Annotated in this window: 16 protein-coding genes and 1 pseudogene; 10 read left to right on the forward strand and 7 right to left on the reverse strand. The window is 37.1% G+C overall.

The window, feature by feature from the left end:
- From ACIQ32_RS07180 to ACIQ32_RS07190, 3 genes are all read left to right on the forward strand, one after another.
- Positions 1-1,426: ATP-dependent helicase (locus tag ACIQ32_RS07180; RefSeq protein WP_396195008.1), on the forward strand; the 1,426-nt coding region annotated here is incomplete at its 5' end.
- A gap of 84 nt (positions 1,427-1,510) precedes the next feature.
- Positions 1,511-2,131 (forward strand): L-threonylcarbamoyladenylate synthase, encoded by a 621-nt coding sequence (locus ACIQ32_RS07185; RefSeq protein ID WP_396195009.1) that lies wholly within the window; start codon positions 1,511-1,513, stop codon positions 2,129-2,131.
- A 1-nt stretch (position 2,132) separates the two neighbouring features.
- On the forward strand, positions 2,133-3,158 hold the full coding sequence (locus ACIQ32_RS07190) for a carboxypeptidase-like regulatory domain-containing protein (protein ID WP_396195010.1): 1,026 nt from the start codon (positions 2,133-2,135) through the stop codon (positions 3,156-3,158).
- A 43-nt stretch (positions 3,159-3,201) separates the two neighbouring features.
- On the opposite strand, the gene ACIQ32_RS07195 is transcribed toward ACIQ32_RS07190, so the two are convergent.
- The 4 genes from ACIQ32_RS07195 to ACIQ32_RS07210 form a co-directional block, all read right to left on the reverse strand.
- A complete protein-coding gene (locus ACIQ32_RS07195; protein WP_396195011.1) occupies positions 3,202-4,041 on the reverse strand; it encodes a flagellar motor protein MotB in 840 nt (279 codons plus the stop codon).
- A gap of 80 nt (positions 4,042-4,121) precedes the next feature.
- Positions 4,122-5,111, reverse strand: coding sequence for a glycosyltransferase family 2 protein (locus ACIQ32_RS07200; protein WP_396195012.1), 990 nt, complete (start codon positions 5,109-5,111; stop codon positions 4,122-4,124).
- Between the two features lie 12 nt (positions 5,112-5,123).
- Positions 5,124-6,140, reverse strand: a complete 1,017-nt coding sequence (locus tag ACIQ32_RS07205; RefSeq protein WP_396195013.1) for a hypothetical protein — start codon at positions 6,138-6,140, stop codon at positions 5,124-5,126.
- Positions 6,074-6,520, reverse strand: a complete 447-nt coding sequence (locus ACIQ32_RS07210) for a type I restriction enzyme HsdR N-terminal domain-containing protein (RefSeq protein WP_396195014.1) — start codon at positions 6,518-6,520, stop codon at positions 6,074-6,076. The genes ACIQ32_RS07205 and ACIQ32_RS07210 overlap by 67 nt, the downstream gene beginning before the upstream one ends.
- Before the next feature lie 53 nt (positions 6,521-6,573).
- Between ACIQ32_RS07210 and holA the strand changes: the two genes are divergently transcribed.
- From holA to ACIQ32_RS07235, 5 genes and pseudogenes are all read left to right on the forward strand, one after another.
- Positions 6,574-7,578, forward strand: a complete 1,005-nt coding sequence (gene holA / locus ACIQ32_RS07215; protein WP_396195015.1) for a DNA polymerase III subunit delta — start codon at positions 6,574-6,576, stop codon at positions 7,576-7,578.
- 52 nt (positions 7,579-7,630) lie between these two features.
- A pseudogene (locus tag ACIQ32_RS07220) lies at positions 7,631-8,906 on the forward strand (amidohydrolase family protein).
- A gap of 89 nt (positions 8,907-8,995) precedes the next feature.
- On the forward strand, positions 8,996-9,178 hold the full coding sequence (locus ACIQ32_RS07225) for a CAL67264 family membrane protein (RefSeq protein WP_396195016.1): 183 nt from the start codon (positions 8,996-8,998) through the stop codon (positions 9,176-9,178).
- A gap of 35 nt (positions 9,179-9,213) precedes the next feature.
- Complete coding sequence (gene ettA, locus ACIQ32_RS07230) at positions 9,214-10,908, forward strand: energy-dependent translational throttle protein EttA (protein ID WP_396195017.1); 1,695 nt, start codon at positions 9,214-9,216, stop codon at positions 10,906-10,908.
- 77 nt (positions 10,909-10,985) lie between these two features.
- Positions 10,986-13,190, forward strand: coding sequence for a response regulator (locus ACIQ32_RS07235; protein WP_396195018.1), 2,205 nt, complete (start codon positions 10,986-10,988; stop codon positions 13,188-13,190).
- Here the strand turns inward: ACIQ32_RS07235 and ACIQ32_RS07240 are convergent.
- Both ACIQ32_RS07240 and ACIQ32_RS07245 read right to left on the reverse strand, forming a co-directional pair.
- Positions 13,187-14,440 carry a DEAD/DEAH box helicase gene (locus tag ACIQ32_RS07240; RefSeq protein ID WP_396195019.1) on the reverse strand — a complete coding sequence of 418 codons (1,254 nt, stop codon included), beginning with the start codon at positions 14,438-14,440 and terminating at the stop codon, positions 13,187-13,189. The two genes, ACIQ32_RS07235 and ACIQ32_RS07240, sit on opposite strands and share 4 nt — an antisense overlap.
- A gap of 100 nt (positions 14,441-14,540) precedes the next feature.
- On the reverse strand, positions 14,541-15,578 hold the full coding sequence (locus ACIQ32_RS07245; protein ID WP_396195020.1) for a formimidoylglutamase: 1,038 nt from the start codon (positions 15,576-15,578) through the stop codon (positions 14,541-14,543).
- A 97-nt stretch (positions 15,579-15,675) separates the two neighbouring features.
- On the opposite strand from ACIQ32_RS07245, the gene ACIQ32_RS07250 reads away from it, so the two are divergent.
- Positions 15,676-16,560 (forward strand): hypothetical protein, encoded by an 885-nt coding sequence (locus ACIQ32_RS07250; RefSeq protein WP_396195021.1) that lies wholly within the window; start codon positions 15,676-15,678, stop codon positions 16,558-16,560.
- A 50-nt stretch (positions 16,561-16,610) separates the two neighbouring features.
- Here the strand turns inward: ACIQ32_RS07250 and hutI are convergent, their stop codons facing one another.
- On the reverse strand, positions 16,611-17,849 hold the full coding sequence (gene hutI, locus ACIQ32_RS07255) for an imidazolonepropionase (RefSeq protein WP_396195022.1): 1,239 nt from the start codon (positions 17,847-17,849) through the stop codon (positions 16,611-16,613).
- A gap of 68 nt (positions 17,850-17,917) precedes the next feature.
- Between hutI and ACIQ32_RS07260 the strand changes: the two genes are divergently transcribed.
- Positions 17,918-18,663, forward strand: a 746-nt coding sequence (locus tag ACIQ32_RS07260; protein ID WP_396195023.1) for a CorA family divalent cation transporter, incomplete at its 3' end; no start/stop codon positions are given.

The following is an 18,663-nucleotide window of genomic DNA, read 5'->3' on the forward strand; positions in this document are numbered from 1 at the left end:
CGATAAAAACAAAACCAAACTCGACAAAGTGGTGTGGACGGCCAACGATTTTGGTCCGAAAATAAAAGTCCACCGCAGCATAACCGACGGAGAAGAAGGCCGATTTGTAGCCGGAGAAATTTTTGATCAAAAAATGCGCAACCAAATGATGAACGGTCAGTTTGCCATTTTATACCGAACCAATGCGCAATCTCGAGCTATGGAAGATGCTTTGCGCAAAAGAGATATTCCTTATCGCATTTACGGCGGATTATCGTTCTACCAAAGAAAAGAAATCAAAGACATTTTATGTTACTTGCGATTGGTCATCAATCCGAAAGACGAAGAAGCTTTGGTGCGCGTGATTAATTATCCGGCGCGTGGTATTGGGGATACAACTGTTGAGAAATTAACGGTTGCCGCCAATCACTACAAACGTTCCATTTTTGAAGTCATGGAGCATATTGACAAAATCGATTTGAAACTCAACGCCGGAACCAAGCAAAAGTTGCAGGATTTTGTCACCATGATTAAGAGTTTTCAAGTCATTAACGAACAACAGGATGCTTTTGTGTTAACCGAACACGTGGCCAAAAAAACCGGTTTGATTCAGGAACTCAAGAAAGACGCCACACCCGAAGGGATTGCCCGTATAGAAAATATCGAAACCTTAATGGGCGGTATCAAAGATTTTATTGAAGGGCAGAAGGAAATCGACGGTGCTCGCGGTGCCTTATCCGAATTTTTAGAAGATGTTGCTTTGGCTACTGATTTAGACAATGATACCGGCGATGACGATCGAGTAGCCTTGATGACGATTCACTTGGCGAAAGGACTCGAGTTTCCTTATGTTTTTGTGGTTGGGATGGAAGAAGACTTGTTTCCAAGTGCAATGAGTTTGAATACCCGAAGCGAACTCGAAGAAGAACGCCGTTTGTTTTACGTTGCCTTAACTCGTGCTGAACACCAAGCGTATCTTACTTACGCACAATCTCGTTACCGTTGGGGCAAACTCACCGACGCCGAACCTTCGCGCTTTATTGAAGAAATTGACGACCAATATTTGGAATATATCAATCCTATGGATCGTGGTGGATATACCTATAAGCCGAGCATCGACTTGGATATTTTCGGAGATATTGACAAATCCAAATTGCGATTGTCCAAACCCCTAGCCGGAACTCCGCCAAAAACTTACGGAGAAGAACCGTCTTCCTCGGTAAATATTCGTAAATTGAAACCAGTTTCCGGAAACACTCCGAGTAATACCAACTTGTTTGACAGCAAATTAGCCGTTGGCAATGTAGTGATGCACGAACGTTTCGGAAAAGGTGAAATCATCAATATGGAAGGCGTTGGCGCCGATAGAAAAGCCGAAATCAAGTTTGAAGTTGGCGGCATCAAGAAGTTGTTGTTGCGATTTGCCAAGCTTGACGTTATAGGATAATTATTTTAAATTTTGAATTCTAAATTTTGAATGATTACAAAGATTGATTTATAATTCAAAATTCATAATTTATAATTAAAATTTATGGCCGAATTCATCAAAATATACGAAGACAAGCCCAGTGAAGCCGCCATCAAAAAGGTGGTGGAAGTTTTGCGTGACGGCGGTTTGGTAATTTATCCTACCGACACGGTTTATGGTTTGGGTTGCGATATTACCAATTCGAGAGCCTTAGAACGTATTGCTAAAATTAAGGGTATAAAACTCGAAAAAGCCAATTTTTCGTTTGTGTGTTACGACTTGAGCAATCTTTCGGACTACGTTCGTCAAATAGATACTACTACCTTTAAAATTTTAAAAAGGACACTTCCGGGACCGTATACTTTTATTCTTCCGGGGAATAATGATTTGCCTAAAGAATTTCGCAAAAAGAAAACGGTCGGCATTCGTGTACCGGACAACAACATTGCTCGCGAGATAGTGAAAATGTTGGGCAATCCTATCGTTTCCACTTCTATACACGATGAAGATGAGGTTTTAGAATATTCTACTGATCCTGAATTGATTTTTGAAAAATGGCAAAACAAAGTCGATTTGGTAATTGACGGTGGTTATGGTGACAATATAGGATCAACGATTATCGATTTGTCCGGTTATGAACCTGTTGTTGTTCGTGAAGGAAAAGGAGATCCTGAAATTTTTTAGCATGTTTAAAAGACTATTTCTTTTACTGATTTTACTCTTTGCTTCCGATGTTTTTTCGCAATACATCAAAGGGAAGGTTGTGGATGAAAATAAGCAACCATTGCCATCCGCTACAGTATATTATGAAGGGACAACGATGTCTACATTGACTGATGAGCAAGGAAATTTTATTTTGGTTTATGAGCCAAAAATTAAAAGACCAATTGTAATCAGTTATATGGGATATGTTACAGCCTATGCTGAAACTTACAAAGTGGGAGATCCATTGATGATAATAATGCAGCAAGCTTCTAATTCTTTGAAAGAAGTAGTAATCAAGAAAAGTCGTTTCAGTAGGAAAGAAAAAATGATCATTTTTAAAGAGCGATTTCTAGGAATTTCACCCTTCGGATTAAGAACCGTTATTGAAAATGAAGCCGATATTGAGCTGGAATACGACGAAGAAAAAATGATGTTAAAAGCCTATAGTGACAAACCATTAATTATTATAAATCGTTCATTAGGGTATAAAATCAATTATGAAATGATCGAATTTGAGATTCAATTTAACAAAGTCAGTTTGAATCCTCATGCTATTACCAATAGCTTCTACTCCGGTTATACTCGCTTTGAGGAAATTAAGAGTACGGCATCAGTTAAAAGAAATAGAAAAGAAGCCTACAATGGTTCTCCAATGCATTTTTTTAGGTGTTTGACTAATAACTCATGGGGTAAGGATAGTTTTCAATTGTTTCTTAAAGGGATAATGACCAATCCGATTAATCATTTTACGGTATTGAAAGAAGGAGAGAATTTTAAAGTTTTGATAAAAAAACAAGATTTTCCAGAATTGAAGGACACTAAATTTACAGCGGTTTTGGGTTTATTATATAATAATATAGAACAATCTAGTGTTTATTTTTATTCTGACACCATTGATATTGACTCATATGGAAACTTGTTAAGTACACGTGAAGTGGCATTTTCCGGTGAGATACAATTTAGAAAGTTTGGCGATACATTGCCCATAAACTATGGGTTAGAATAAAAAAAAACACCTTGGATTTCAAGGTGTTTTTTTATTTTTTAGCTTATTGGCCTTTCTGATTTTTCATTTCTTTTTCAATCATTTCGTAGAACTCGTCAATTTTCGGTAAGATTACAATACGAGTTCTTCTGTTGATAGAACGATTGGCGGTAGTATTGTTTTCTACCAACGGAATGAATTCTCCACGTCCGGCGGCAATTAACTGTTTTGGATTCACTTTTAAATCTTTAGTTAAAACCCTTACTATAGCGGTAGAGCGTTTTACACTCAAATCCCAGTTGTCTAAAAGAACCGCATTTCCGGTGAATGGAACATTGTCTGTATGGCCTTCTACCATACATTCAAACGTAGGTTTGTCGTTGATTACTTTGGCTACTTTAGCTAAAACTTCTTTCGCTCTGTCGCTTACTACATAGCTGCCACTTTTAAACAGTAATTTGTCGGCTATTGAGATAAAAACTACGCCTTTGTCCACATTAACTTCAATATCCGGATCGGAAATGCCTACTGAACTTTTTAAACTGGTAACCAAAGCCAATGTTACACTGTCTTTGCGCGTAAGGGCATCTTGCAAACGAGTGATTTTTAAATCCTTTTCTTTTAAGCTTTCCAAAGATTTTTCCAAGTTTTGGGCACCTTTAGAAGTTAACAAAGTCAACTCTTTTTGATTGTTAATCAAATCGGAATTGTTTTGTTTCAGGTATTCATTTTGTTTGGACAACGCCTCTTTTTCGGAAAGACACAAATTTAATTTAACAGTAGTTGAATTCAATAAGTCCTGACATTCTTTATTTTGGGCTTCTAAAGCGGCTATTTTTTTCTTCGTTCCGCAGGAAGTCAGTGTCAAAGTAGCCAATGAAAGGGCAAAAATCGCTTTTCTCATAAGTCTGTGTTTAAAATTTTAACAAAAGTACGACTATTTTAAATTTTGTCAATTAAAGGAATGATAAACTCTTGTTAAAATCAAGGTTCAAAAATCTTGCCGTTTTTGACGAAGTATTGGTAAACGATACTCTTGGATTGGAAATAGTGTTCGCTGTTTTTGGGCGTTCTTTTCTTCAAGGTTTTGTTTATCAGGTTGTAAAAAGCAAAATGAGCCTTTACAATTGCCCAACAATGTTTGAACTTTCCTTTTACAATCAATTGAATTCCGGCCAATCCGTCCAAGCACAAACGTATCAAAAGCAACCAAAACAATTTTCCTTCGGGTAAGTTTTTGGTTAGCATCAACAATGAATTTCTGAAGTTGAGAAAGGTTTTTTTAGGATTGCCTTCGTTTAAGGTTGCGCCGCCCACATGATAAACCACCGATTTTGAGGTGTATTTGGCTTTGTAGCCCAAATTATAGGCGCGCCAACACAAATCGATTTCTTCCTGATGGGCAAAGAAGTCGTCGTCGAAGCCTTTTAGTGTTCTGTAAATTTCTTTTCTAATGAAGAAGCAGGCACCGCTGGCCCAAAATATTTCAACTTCATCATTGTATTGCCCGTGATCTTTTTCAATAGTATCAAAGATTCTTCCTCTACAATAAGGATAGCCGTATTGGTCGATATAACCACCGGCTGCACCGGCATATTCGAAATAGGCTTTGTTTTTGAAATCTAAAATTTTGGGTTGTATGATACCAATATTGGGTTCATTGTCAAAAATGGATAGGATAGGAGTAAGCCAATTTTCAGTCACTTCAATATCAGAATTCACTAAAGCATAATAATCTTCTTCTACTTGTTGCAAAGCCACATTATAGCCTTTGGCAAAACCGTAATTGCCTTCGTTTTTAATGATGGTAATCTGAGGGAATTTGGATTCGATAACTTCTATGGAAGTATCTGATGAAGCATTATCTGCGACATAAATTTGAGCTTCATCAGAATAGGCTACTACCGAAGGTAAAAATTGTTCTAACAACTGTGCTCCGTTCCAGTTTAATATGACAACTGCTATTTTTTTCAAGGTGTTTCAGTATTAAGGTTCATTCGGAATGATGACCGGTTGAATGTTAAGCGCTTTCTTAACCCATTTATCAAGTGCTTCATAATCCGTATTAGCGGCTACTTGTGTTAAAAAAGCTTTGATGGTTTTTGTAGTTCGTGAATTGGGATTTTTACTCATAAACCGTTTGAATTCTGAATTGTTTTCAGGTTCCAAATTGCCTTCCGCATAATCAATAGTCCTGGTGTTTTCCATGCCCATTAAGTAATCATAGCAATATTCTTGATACAATTTAGTTGCGGTTTCCAATAACGGACTTTTCGGATACTGATTGATGAATTTTTCCCAAGTAACTACACGGTCACCCAAATCTTTCGGACTGATTAATATTCCGGCATCGGCGCTGTATAATACGGCGTTTTCTTTGGCCTCATTTTTTAAAAAATACTCGTAGTCATCGGTCACTTTTCCTTTAAACATATTGTAATAGTGATAAGGTTGGTAACGAATTTCAACAAAACCTTCTCCGACTTCCCAAAATTCAAGTTCTGTGTTTTTTAACAAATCCACATTTTGTTGTAAAGAATCGGGAAAAATATATTGGTCTTTTTCGTGTTCGTAGTAGTTGGTATAAATCGCTAAGAAGTCGGCTTCCAATTCGTTAAAATTTTTAATGCGATTTTCCATATTTTCAACGTACTTTTCGTATATTTCATTGCCTTGACTTTTGTTAGTAGCTTTTGACAATTTGTTTAGAAAATATTCCTCAAGATTTCCCATTGACCAAATGGCGTAGTCTACTTTTTTAAGTAAGGTTTCTTTTGTTCCCGAAGTAGTGGTATCTACTGTGGTTTCCGAGTAAACAGTGTCTATTTTTATGGACTCGTTCTTTTTGGGAGTGATTTCTTTTTTACAAGAAATAACCATGAACGGTAAAGCGATTAAGAAGTATGATTTTCTCAGCAGTATCATTTTAAGGAATGTTATTGTTGGTATTCCGGTAGTTCCTTTAGAAAAATATACTTTTCTTCTTCCAGATTCATTTCGCAAAAGTAATGATTTAGTCCGTTGGTTACCATCAAGTAATCGGCATTCAATTTCAGGTTGTAGCGCGCAATTTGGTCGAAGGTTTGTTGGGTAATAGCAACTTCGGGTGCTTTGCATTCAATTAATAAAAACAACTCGCCATTTGGCTTAAAAACTACTATATCATAACGCTTTTTTGTGCCATTGAGGGTAATTGTTTTTTCTGCGTTGATATAGGATTTCGGGTAATTTTTTTCATGCAACAAATATTGAATGGTATGTTGGCGTACCCATTCTTCGGGGGTGAGTATGATAAACTTTTTCCTGATGTCATCAAAAATTGACACTTTATTTTCACTATTTTTGAAGCGAAACGAATAGTCAGGGAAATTCAGTTTTTGCATTTCACGAAGTTACTGTCAATAAAGCAAAATACCAACAATCAAACCAACTTATTTTGGACGAAGTACTCAAGATTATTAACGAAATTAAAGCAGGAAAGATTAAACCCATTTATTTTTTGATGGGAGAAGAACCTTATTATATTGACCGAATTACCGAGTATTTGGAAAATAACTTGTTGACAGAAGATGAAAAAGGGTTTAATCAAGTGGTTCTTTATGGGCGTGATACTACCATAGAGGATATTGTTGCCAATGCCAAAAGGTATCCTATGATGGCCGAAAGACAGGTAGTTATTGTAAAAGAAGCGCAAGATTTGGCGAAGAACATTGACAAATTAGAAGCGTACGCACAAAATCCGCAACCCACTACTGTTTTAGTCTTTGCTTACAAATACAAAACCTTGGATAAAAGGAAAAAAATAACTAAAACGCTTGAAAAACACGGGCTGGTTTACGATAGCAAAAAGATGTATGAAAACCAAGTTGGCCAATGGATCAACAGGGTTTTACAGGGCAGAGGTTACGCTATTGAACCGAAAGCCAATGCCATGTTGGTGGCTTTTTTAGGAAATGATTTGAGCAGAATTGCCAATGAACTCAACAAACTTGAAATTATACTGTCTAAAGGAAGTACCATCACTCCTAATCACATAGAAGAAAACATTGGTTTCAGTAAAGACTTTAATGTATTCGAATTTCGAAAAGCTATTGGAGAAGGCAATAAGACTAAAGCACATCAAATAGCTACATATTTTGCCCAAAATCAAAAAGAAAATCCAATGGTTTTGATCAATGGTCAGGTTTTCTCTTTTTTTTCTGCTTTGTTACAGTACCATGGTTTAAAGGATAAATCTCCCGGGAATGTGGCTAAAACGCTCAAAGTGAATCCGTATTTTGTAAATGATTATATTGAAGCTTCCAAGCGATACCCCATGCGAAAAGTCAGTGGAATAGTAGCTGCTTTGCGGGCTATTGATGTCAAAAGTAAAGGCGTTGGTGCCGCCAATTTGAACGAAGCGGAATTGTATAAGGAAATGTTATTAAGTATCTTTACCTAAATATATGCTGATTTTCCGAAAGTCAAACATCCCATTCGTTAATCTCTCTTTTATGAAAAATATTTTCCTCCTTTGTTTCTTGTGTAGCCTATTGATGGGGAATGCCCAAGAAACCTACATTTACTGCGGTAAATTAATCGACACCCAAAACGGAAAAGTGCTCACCAATAAAACCATAGTGGTGAGTGATAAACTCATCAAAAACATTCAAAATGGTTTTGTGGTACCGGATGACAGTGATACCAAAATAATCGATTTAAAATCGAAAACCGTCATGCCCGGTTGGATTGATATGCACGTACATTTAGAAAGTGAGACAAGTCCGACTGCCTACTTAGAGAGATTTTCGCTTAACGATGCTGATGTTGCTTACAATGCCGAATTTTTGGCTAAAACTACATTAATGGCTGGCTTCACCACCGTAAGAGATTTAGGGGGGTACAGGTGTTAATGTCTCATTAAGAAATGCCATAAATAAGGGATTAGTAGTTGGGCCTCGAATTTTTACTGCAGAAAAATCTATTGCCACTACAGGAGGTCACGCCGATCCGACCAGTGGTTTCAAAAAAGAATTGATGGGTAATCCGGGTCCGAAAGAAGGCGTTATAAATAGTGTTGATGAAGCTAAACAAGCCGTTCGTCAACGTTACAAAAATGGTGCTGATTGGATCAAAATAACTGCGACTGGAGGTGTTTTAAGTGTTGCCAAAAGCGGATCAAATCCTCAATTTACTGAAGAAGAAATTACTGCTATTGTAAGTACAGCCAAAGACTACGGAATGAAAGTCGCCGCTCATGCTCATGGTGATGAAGGCATGCAACGCGCTGTAAAATGCGGTGTTAAAACTATTGAACACGGCACCGAAATGAGTGAAGCCACTATGGATTTAATGATTAAAAACAAGGCTTATTTGGTTCCAACGATAACCGCCGGAAAAGAAGTGGCTGAAAACGCTTTGAAACCTAATTATTATCCTGCTATAGTGGTACCAAAAGCTTTGGCTATCGGTCCGAGAATCCAATCCACTTTTGCTAAAGCCTATAAAAAAGGAGTGCCAATTGCATTCGGAACTGATGCAGGAGTGTTTGAGCACGGTCAAAATGCCAAAGAATTTATTTACATGACCGAAGCGGGGATGCCTTTGATGAAAGCACTTCAAGCGGCAACTATTACTAATGCCATGCTTTTGGATATGGATCAAAAAATTGGGTCTTTAGAACCCGGGTTTCTGGCTGATATCATTGCTACAGAACAAGATCCTTTCGAAGATATCAATACAGTGCTCAATGTAGTGTTTGTGATGAAAGAAGGTGTTGTCTACAAATGACATTACGTTAGAATCTAAACCATTATTCCTGTTATTATTTTATAATTTTTAACGATATTTGTTGTCCGAAAAATTAAAACCACAAAATTATGGCAATGAATAAAAATACAGTGTTAGGCTGGGCAACTTTTATAATGATTATCATGGGTCTAGTTTTAATCGGGCTCGGAGTATACCGCTATGCCGATGTTGCCGGTTGGGGATTTGGTGCCGTTGGAGTTGGTTTCTTAGCCAATGCTTGGGTATTCAGTTCGCTAAAAGGACGCGTGTAATTTTAATTAATGTAATAAATTAACAATCTAAATATATGTCAGATGATAAGAAAGTGATTTTCTCCATGCAACGTGTGAGTAAATCCTATCAAGGTAGCGATAAGCAAGTTTTGAAAAATATCTATTTGAGTTTCTTCTACGGAGCTAAAATCGGAATCCTAGGTTTAAACGGTTCGGGTAAATCTTCTTTATTGCGCATTATTGCCGGAGTAGACAAGAACTATCAAGGAGATGTGGTTTTTCAACCGGGATATACTGTAGGTTATTTGGAACAAGAACCACAACTGGACGAAAGCAAAACCGTGATTGAAGTTGTTCGCGAAGGAGTAGCCGAAACCATGGCCATCTTAGACGAGTTCAACAAAATCAATGATATGTTCGGACTTCCGGAAGTTTATGAAGATGCTGATAAAATGCAGAAACTCATGGACAGACAAGCTGAGCTGCAAGACAAAATAGACGCAGCCGGTGCCTGGGAAATTGACAATAAGTTAGAAGTTGCTATGGACGCACTTCGTACTCCTGACGGCGATATGCCAATCAATGTTTTGTCAGGTGGAGAAAAAAGAAGAGTGGCTTTATGCCGTTTGTTATTACAACAACCGGACGTGTTGTTGTTGGATGAGCCAACCAACCACTTAGACGCAGAGAGTGTACTTTGGTTAGAGCAACATTTAGCCCAATATGCAGGAACCGTAATTGCAGTAACGCACGATCGTTATTTCTTAGACAATGTTGCCGGCTGGATTTTAGAACTTGATAGAGGAGAAGGTATTCCGTGGAAAGGCAATTACTCTTCTTGGCTCGACCAAAAATCAAAACGCTTAGAGCAAGAAGAAAAAGTTGCCTCTAAACGAAGAAAAACATTAGAACGCGAGTTGGAATGGGTGCGTCAAGGTGCCAAAGGCAGACAAACCAAACAAAAAGCACGTCTACAGAATTATGACAAACTTTTAAATGAAGACCAAAAAGCACTCGACGAAAAATTAGAAATTTACATTCCTAACGGACCAAGATTAGGGACCAATGTTATTGAAGCTAAAGGTGTTGCCAAAGCTTTCGGCGACAAATTATTATACGATAACTTAAATTTCACCTTGCCGCAAGCCGGAATTGTTGGTATTATCGGACCTAACGGTGCCGGGAAATCAACCATCTTCCGCATGATTATGGGAGAAGAAAAGCCCGATGCCGGAGAATTTACCATAGGCGATACCGTAAAGATTGCTTATGTAGACCAATCGCATTCTAATATTGATCCGAATAAATCCATTTGGGAAAACTTCTGCGACGGACAAGAGTTGATCATGATGGGTGGAAGACAAGTCAATTCCAGAGCGTATTTGTCTCGTTTCAACTTTGGCGGAAGCGACCAAAATAAAAAAGTAGCCGCACTTTCCGGTGGTGAACGCAATCGCTTGCATTTGGCCATGACTTTAAAAGAAGAAGGAAACGTGTTGCTTTTGGATGAGCCGACTAACGATTTGGACGTAAATACTTTGAGAGCCTTGGAAGAAGGCTTAGAAAATTTTGCCGGATGTGCTGTAGTAATTAGTCACGACCGTTGGTTCTTAGACCGAATTTGTACTCATATCTTAGCGTTCGAAGGTAACTCTGAGGTTTATTACTTTGAAGGAGGTTTCTCTGAATATGAAGAAAACAAGAGGAAAAGATTAGGCGTTGATGCTACTCCGAAACGTATTAAGTATAGAAAGTTAATCAGAAATTAACGAAATACCTTAAAATCCTGAGTAATCAGGATTTTTTTTTGAAAAAAATTCTATATTTGAAACCCTTAACTAACCCAATGAATAAGTACAAAACAATTAGTTTGCTTTTGTGGCTGTTGTTTTCATTTGTTTCTATCCATGCTCAAGAACTTGAAACTGAAAAAACAGCTGTAGAAAAACTACTCAATTTGGCTGTTGTCGATTTTGGTGAAGCCAAGTATGATGGTGCTTTAGAGTACTCTAAACAAGCCTTGGTCAAATCTTTCACCATTAACGATAATTTGTTAATTGCGCAATCTTACAATACCATTGGAGCTATTTTTAATGAGTGTTCCGAAACAGCTAAAGCCATTGAATTTTATAATAAAGCATTGCTATACACCAAAAAAGTGAACAATGATAAAATGTTCAATTGGATTTACAGCAATCTCGGCAGTGTTTATTATTTCAATCAAATCGACGTTGCTAAAGGAATTAATTATTATAAAAAAGCTTTATTCTACGCAGTAAAAATTAAGGACACAGCCCAAATTCAGTACACCAAACTCAATTTAGCCAGTGCTTATTTCGCTAATGATGAATACCAGTTAGGCAATCAACAAATTAATGCAATCAAAACCCAAATTTTAGCAAGTGATGACGAAGAAGCTAAAATGTCATTATATCTTTTATTAGGTATTTATGCCAGCAATAATAATGAAAAAGAAAAAGGGGAAACTTATTTCATCACCGCTAAAAACATAGCCGAAAAAAACGGTTTCGATGCTTTCTTAGTAAATATTTACGAAAATTTTGTCCGACATTATAAAAAACATAACGATGTTGGACAAACAAAGCTGTACCAATATAAATTAGATTCTCTCAATAAAATTGTCTATTCAGAAGAGAAAATCGACAACTTGAAAAAGGCTGCGAATCAAATCGAATTGCAAGAGTATAAAATACAATTGGAAAAGATTGAATCCGAAAATGAAAGACACCAAAAAAGTCTGAAAGAATCCAAACTTATAGTTATTCTTTTTATTATTATCTTAATCATTTTACTATTGTTGTTGCTAACATTGTATAAAAATGTGAAGCTCAGAGAACAAGCCAATCTAGAGTTAACCCTGGCCAATGAAGCTTTTAAAGAAGCCAAGGAAAAAGCAGAAGAAGCGTCTCAATTAAAATCACAGTTTGTTTCTACCATTACCCACGAATTGCGAACACCTTTGTATGGTGTTATCGGAATTACCAATATTATCACAGATGAACACAGGGAATTGGCCAACAGTCCGCACCTGAAATCACTTAAATTTTCGGCTAAATATTTATTGTCGTTAGTGAATGATATTCTTCAAATCAATAAAATTGAAGAGAAGAGAGTTGTTCTCGAGAACTTGATTTTCAATCTTACCGATGAAATCACTACCATTCACAATTCTGTTGAATACATAGCCGACAAAAATAACGACAAACTAACGGTAGAAATTGATACTGCCATACCTGAGTTTTTAATTGGAGATAAATTACGACTTTCTCAAATCATCATGAACTTGGTGAGCAATGCCCTAAAATTTACCAAGAACGGCGAAGTGGCTTTAACGGCCGATTTGAAAAAAGTGGTAGACAAAACCTATTACATCGAGTTTAAAGTCAGAGACACCGGTATCGGAATCGCCAAAGAAGACCAGGAAAAAATCTTTGATAAGTTTGTTCAAATTGAACGAAAAGAAGAAGATTATCAAGGCACCGGATTAGGGTTGTCTATAGTCTCTCGTTTGGTTAAATTGTTCAACAGCGAAATTCATTTAGAGAGCGAAGAAAACGTAGGGACCACTTTTACGTTTACCATCGGTTTTGAATATGATGAAGAAAAATCGAAAGAAATTATCAACAATATAGAAGTTGATTTATCCGATAGTCATTTGTACAATATCTTGGTAGTTGAAGACAATAAAATCAACCAGATGGTGACCAAAAAGATTATCCAAAACAGCAATATGAGTTGTACAATAGTGGATGACGGTTATGCTGCTATAGTTGCCCTGGAACGGGAAAGATTTGATTTAATCTTAATGGACATCAATATGCCGTTAATTAACGGTTTTGATACTACCAGAAAAATCAGAGAGAAAGGCATTAAAATTCCGGTTATTGCTTTAACGGCTTTCGACAAACAAGAAGTTACCGAAGAGGCTATTTCAGCCGGAATGAACGATATTATGGTCAAACCTTTTGAACCTTCAAAGCTGTTTCAGGTGATTAACAATAATGTGAAAAATAGAGAAAGCGTTGATTAATACCAACGCTTTTTATTTTTTTTGGAAGCTTCCGATTTTCTCGATTTGTTTTCACCATTCGGTTTCTTATTATTTCTCAAATCGGGTTTAGCGTCGGGATTAGGTGTGGCTTCTTTCCATGGAAACGGATGGTCTTTCATGGTTTTTACATTCACCTTAATCAGTTTCAAAATGTCTTTCCAATAGACTTCTTCATCTTTTCCGCAAAAGGAAATCGAGATACCGCCATTACCCGCGCGACCGGTTCGGCCAATTCTATGTACATAGGTTTCCGGAATATTCGGCAAATCAAAATTGATGACATAAGGCAAACTTTCAATATCAATGCCTCGTGCTGCAATATCTGTAGCGACTAAAACCGAAATGTCTTTACTCTTGAATTGGTCTAATACTCGCTGACGTGCGGTTTGCGATTTGTCGCCGTGAATGGCTTCTGCATTGACACCGTTTTTCTTCAAGGCTTTTACCACATTGTCGGCACCGTGTTTGGTTCGAACAAAAACCAATACGTTGCTCAAATTTTCATTGCGTATCAAATGGTATAACAAACCCCGTTTGTTTTCTTTATCTACAAAATACACCTGTTGTTCGATAATTTCAGCGGTTGAGGAAACCGGCGTTACCGAAACATATTCGGGTTTATTTAAAAAAGTATCCGCCAATTCGCGTATCGCCATCGGCATAGTGGCTGAAAACAATAAAGTTTGACGATTGCTAGGGACCAATTTTACAATTTTTCGAACATCATTGATAAAACCCATATCGAGCATCAAATCTGATTCGTCTAAAACCAAGAAATGCAAATGGTCAAAATCTAAAAAGCCTTGTTTGTGCAAGTCCAAAAGCCTTCCCGGAGTAGCGATCAAAATGTCAACGCCTTTTTTCAATTGGTCTACTTGCGGTACTTGTGAAACGCCACCAAAAAGAGTAAGTTGTCTTAAATTAGTGTATTTTCCATAGGTGTCAAAACTTTCCCCAATTTGAACGGCTAATTCTCTAGTAGGCGTAACCACCAAGCAACGAATTTGTTTGGTTTTTTTGGATGAACCTACCATGCGGTGAAGGTGATGTATAATTGGAATGGCAAAAGCAGCGGTTTTCCCGGTACCGGTTTGGGCACAGCCTACCAAGTCTTTTCCGGCCAAAACAATAGGAATGGCTTTTTCTTGGATAGGTGTAGGGTTGGTGTATCCTTCTTCAAAGACAGCTCTTTGAATACTATTGGATAATGATAAATCTTCGAATAACATATAATTTGCTTACGATTAAGTGTAAGCCGCAGCAAAGATAGGGTTAATTAATTATGAATGATGAATTACGAATTATGAATTACCAATTACGAATTCACCTTTAAAGAAGTTCTTTTCTGGCTTTGATAAAATCGGTTACCAAATAGCCGATGAGTTTTCCGATTAAATGATTGTTTTTCTCTTCTCCTAAATCGGGTGCGCCTTCACAAATGTGTAGGTAAGCAGCGTTTTTATTTTTGCCGAAGAAAGAAACAAATTGACGCAATTCTTCTATCGAGAAACCACTCATAGTCATCGCACTACTGGCAATGTTAGGCAAAGCATCTAAATCTATTTCTATGCCGTAGGAATCGTTTTTGATAAAGTCGTAAGCCGTATTTAACTCCTGTTGGAAGTTTTTTTGTTGTCTCACTTTGATTTCATCGTAAGTATTGTAATGCACCCGATCTTCCATTTTTTTCAGTATGTCGAGTACGTTTTTAGAGGTATAATTTTCGTGCAAACCAAAGATGAAATACTTTTTCAAAAAACCTTCTTCATAAGCATAGGAAAAGCCGTTGCCGCTGTGTCTGCCTTCTAAAATTCTGAAATCTGAATGCGCATCAAAATTGACAGCATTGATGGGTTTACCCAATCCTAAAGCTGTGCCTTTGATATTTCCGTAAGCATTGTTATGTCCGCCGCCAATAATAATGGGCGTTTTGCCACATTTGAAAATAGAAGTTATCACGTGAACAACTTCTTTATCAATCCTTTCCACTAAAGTGCTCAGCAATTTCCGGTCGGTTGTTTTGTGAAAATCCAAGTCTTTGGCTTCTTCCATTTCTTTGGAGATGTCAATTTTGCCTAAAACCACAATTTGGCTGCCTTTACAAAATCGATTGTGTTGGATATTGGCGATACTGCTGATAGCACTTTGCCAAGCAGATGCTGCGCCGGGACGACCAAAATTAGCCCTGATACCCACATCTTCCGGAATTCCGAGTAAGACATATTTGGCTTCACAGTTTTTAAGAAAGGTCATGCAGTTTTCTCCTTTTGGGATGGTCAGCATTTTTTCGCCAAATTTTACTTCGCCACTTCGGTGGTTAGTAACTTTAGCCAAATCGGTTATAGTAAAAGGAATGATACGCTCCATTTTGGTGTTAAAAATTTCTCAAAAATATAATATAATGGGGAATTACACGTTACTCTGTTAAATATTATTACTTTTGCTCTAATTAAATCTATAACCTATGGAAAATCAAAATGGTAACTCTAAATTAAAAGCAATTATTGCCATATTGGCTATTTTATTGGTGGGAAGTTTGATTTATATCTTCAAACTGACTTCTGATGCTAAAGAACTTCAAACGGTAGTTACAACTACAAAATCTAAAAAAGAAGACGTTTTAAAAGATTTAGCAGAATTGCAATCAACGTATGATGCGGCTATTGCCGAAAACACTTCAATGTCTGATGAACTAATTGCTGAAAGAGAGAAAGTAGCGAAGTTAATCGCAGATTTAAAAGCCTCTAAAGGTGATAATGCATCTTTGAGAAAATACAAAGAACAGTATAAAGCTTTAGAGCAAAAGATGCGAAATCTTATGCAAGAAGTTGAAGTATTGAAAGCGCAGAATCAAACTTTGACAACTAATCTAGACAGTACAAAAGTGGTTTTAGAAGATTCTAAAAAATACAATCAGGTTTTGGTGGGTCAAAATGAAGAATTGGCAAAAACAGTTGAAAAAGGCCAAAAGTTATCGGTAACCAATTTAAAAACGGCTGCTTATAAACAAAGAAGTTCCGGCAAACAAATTGAAACCGACAAAGCCAGCAGAGCCGATTTACTTCAAATTAGTTTTACTATTGCCGAGAACAAAATCGCCAAATCAGGAGATAAAGTATACTATGTTCAAGTAATTGATGCTAAAAACAATGTATTAGGAGACAAAGCCACAATTTCTTTCGGCGATACTTCATTAACTTACAGTTTTACAACAACTGTAAAATACGAGAACAAAACGGTTGATGTGAAAGAGCAATTACCGGGTAAAGACTTTGCTAAAGGTACTTACTTTGTAAACGTATTTGATAAAGGCGAATTGGTTTCTAAAAGTAGTTTCTCTTTGAGATAATTAATTCCAATATATTTCTATTAAAGTCCTTCGCCACTCGGAGGACTTTTTTATTGGATTGCTTTTCCGTTGAGCCATACTTGTTCAATCGGATTACTTCCGAAAGCATACGGAATCTCATAGAAAGAATGCAGTGGTTTGGTGATGATCAAATTCGCTTTTTTCCCTACAGTGATGCTTCCATGTGTAGCGGATAATCCCATGGCATAAGCACCATTAATGGTAGCCGCATTAATAGCTTCTTCGGGTGTCATTTTCATTTTGATGCAAGCGGTGGCTACTACAAAGTTCATGTTCCCCGAAGGTGTAGTACCCGGATTGAAATCGGTAGCCAAAGCCAAGGGTAATCCGGCGTTCATCATTTGACGAGCCGGCGTATAAGGAATACTGATAAAGAACGAACAGCTGGGTAAAGCCACCGGCATAGTTTCGGAGTTTTTTAACGCTTCAATATCTGCATCAGTTACAATTTCCAAATGATCTACCGAAAGTGCTTTATGCTTTACACAAGCTTCAATTCCGTTGATAGCTGTAAATTGGTTCACATGAATTTTGGCTGGCAATCCGTAATGTTTTCCGGCTTCCATAATGCGTTCGGTTTCGGCTACCGAAAAATAACCGGTTTCCAAAAAGGCATCAATATAATCTGCCAGGTTTTCTTCAACTATTTTGGGCAACATCTCATTGATTATCAAGTCGAGATAAGCCGAATGATTTTCTTTGTATTCCATTGGGAAAGCATGTGCACCAAGGAAAGTCGATTTAATAGCAACCGGGTAATCTTGCGCTAATTTTTTGATGACACGCAGCATTTTCAATTCGCCTTCCACGGTTAGACCGTAGCCTGATTTGATTTCGATGGCTCCAGTTCCTAGTTGGATTACTTCTTCCAAACGCTTTTTCGATTGGTCATAAATTTCGGCTTCCGTAGCTTCATTCAATCGTTTGGCCGAATTTAAAATACCGCCACCGCGATTGGCAATTTCTTCATAGGATAATCCATTAATACGATCAACAAATTCCTGTTCTCGATTGCCTGCATAAACAATATGGGTATGACTGTCACACCAAGAAGGAAGTACTATTTTGCCTTTTGCATCGATAGTGTTATCCGGATTTAGTTTCGGACAATCCTCCATGCTTCCGAAGGCCGCAATCGTCTCATCTTTTATCAACAGAAAGGCATTTTTTATAGTGGGTAAAACGGCCATATCACTACCGGAAACCTTATTAATTGAGGTTTCTCGAACTTGCAGTAATTCTTTGATATTAATAATAAGCGTTTGCATGCGTTGATTTTTGGTAAAAATAGTTTGAAAAAACTAAATATGCTTAATTTTAAACAAATTTAGAATCCGTGAGAAAAATTAAATACAAAAAAGGCAGAAAAGTACAGCCGACTTTTTTAGACTATACCGGCGTTCACAAGCAAATCAAAACAGAGATGCAATTGTTTGTATATGACACCAACGATTTGACCGAGTTTAATGAATTTTCAACGGCGCAATTAGGAAAATGTTTTGCCTCAAATAAAGTCAATTGGCTCAATATTCACGGTCTAAATGATACGGATGTTATCAAATCGATTGGTGAATTTTTGAAGGTGGACAATTTCATGTTAGGCGATATTTTAAATACGACCAAACGCACCAAATTGGATGAGTATCACGACGTGTTGTTTTTTAACATCAAGTCGCTTTTACCAATTGAAAACAGCGATAATATTAATGTGGAGCAAATTAGTTTCTTGTTGAAAAATGATATATTGGTTTCTTTTCAAGAGAAGCGAAGCGATTTTTTTACCCATATTCGAGAACGAATCAGAACCCATTCAGGCATCGTTCGAGATAAGAAATCCGATTACTTATTGTATTTGTTGCTCGATGCTATTATGGAGAATTTTTACATCACCATAGAAAACGAAGAAGATCGGGTGGAAGACTTGATTAATCTTTCTAAAACCAACAGTAATCCGCAGATATTAGAGCAAATAGAAAAACATCGGGACAACTTCAATTTCTTAAAACGTTCGATAATTCCTTTACGCGATTCTTTGTACTCCATCAAAAGCATCAAAGAAGATAATGTTTTCAATACTATAGA

This window comes from Flavobacterium sp. (assembly GCF_044373165.1).
Lineage (GTDB): Bacteria > Bacteroidota > Bacteroidia > Flavobacteriales > Flavobacteriaceae > Flavobacterium.

Excerpts from the sequence above, each read along its gene's own strand:
- ACIQ32_RS07185 (WP_396195009.1), top strand. The coding sequence starts at position 1,511 with ATGGCCGAATTCATCAAAATATACGAAGACAAGCCCAGTGAAGCCGCC.
- ACIQ32_RS07190 (WP_396195010.1), top strand. The coding sequence starts at position 2,133 with ATGTTTAAAAGACTATTTCTTTTACTGATTTTACTCTTTGCTTCCGAT.
- ACIQ32_RS07195 (WP_396195011.1), bottom strand. The coding sequence starts at position 4,041 with ATGAGAAAAGCGATTTTTGCCCTTTCATTGGCTACTTTGACACTGACT.
- ACIQ32_RS07210 (WP_396195014.1), bottom strand. The coding sequence starts at position 6,520 with ATGCAAAAACTGAATTTCCCTGACTATTCGTTTCGCTTCAAAAATAGT.
- ACIQ32_RS07225 (WP_396195016.1), top strand. The coding sequence starts at position 8,996 with ATGGCAATGAATAAAAATACAGTGTTAGGCTGGGCAACTTTTATAATG.
- ettA (WP_396195017.1), top strand. The coding sequence starts at position 9,214 with ATGTCAGATGATAAGAAAGTGATTTTCTCCATGCAACGTGTGAGTAAA.
- ACIQ32_RS07235 (WP_396195018.1), top strand. The coding sequence starts at position 10,986 with ATGAATAAGTACAAAACAATTAGTTTGCTTTTGTGGCTGTTGTTTTCA.
- ACIQ32_RS07240 (WP_396195019.1), bottom strand. The coding sequence starts at position 14,440 with ATGTTATTCGAAGATTTATCATTATCCAATAGTATTCAAAGAGCTGTC.
- ACIQ32_RS07245 (WP_396195020.1), bottom strand. The coding sequence starts at position 15,578 with ATGGAGCGTATCATTCCTTTTACTATAACCGATTTGGCTAAAGTTACT.
- ACIQ32_RS07250 (WP_396195021.1), top strand. The coding sequence starts at position 15,676 with ATGGAAAATCAAAATGGTAACTCTAAATTAAAAGCAATTATTGCCATA.
- hutI (WP_396195022.1), bottom strand. The coding sequence starts at position 17,849 with ATGCAAACGCTTATTATTAATATCAAAGAATTACTGCAAGTTCGAGAA.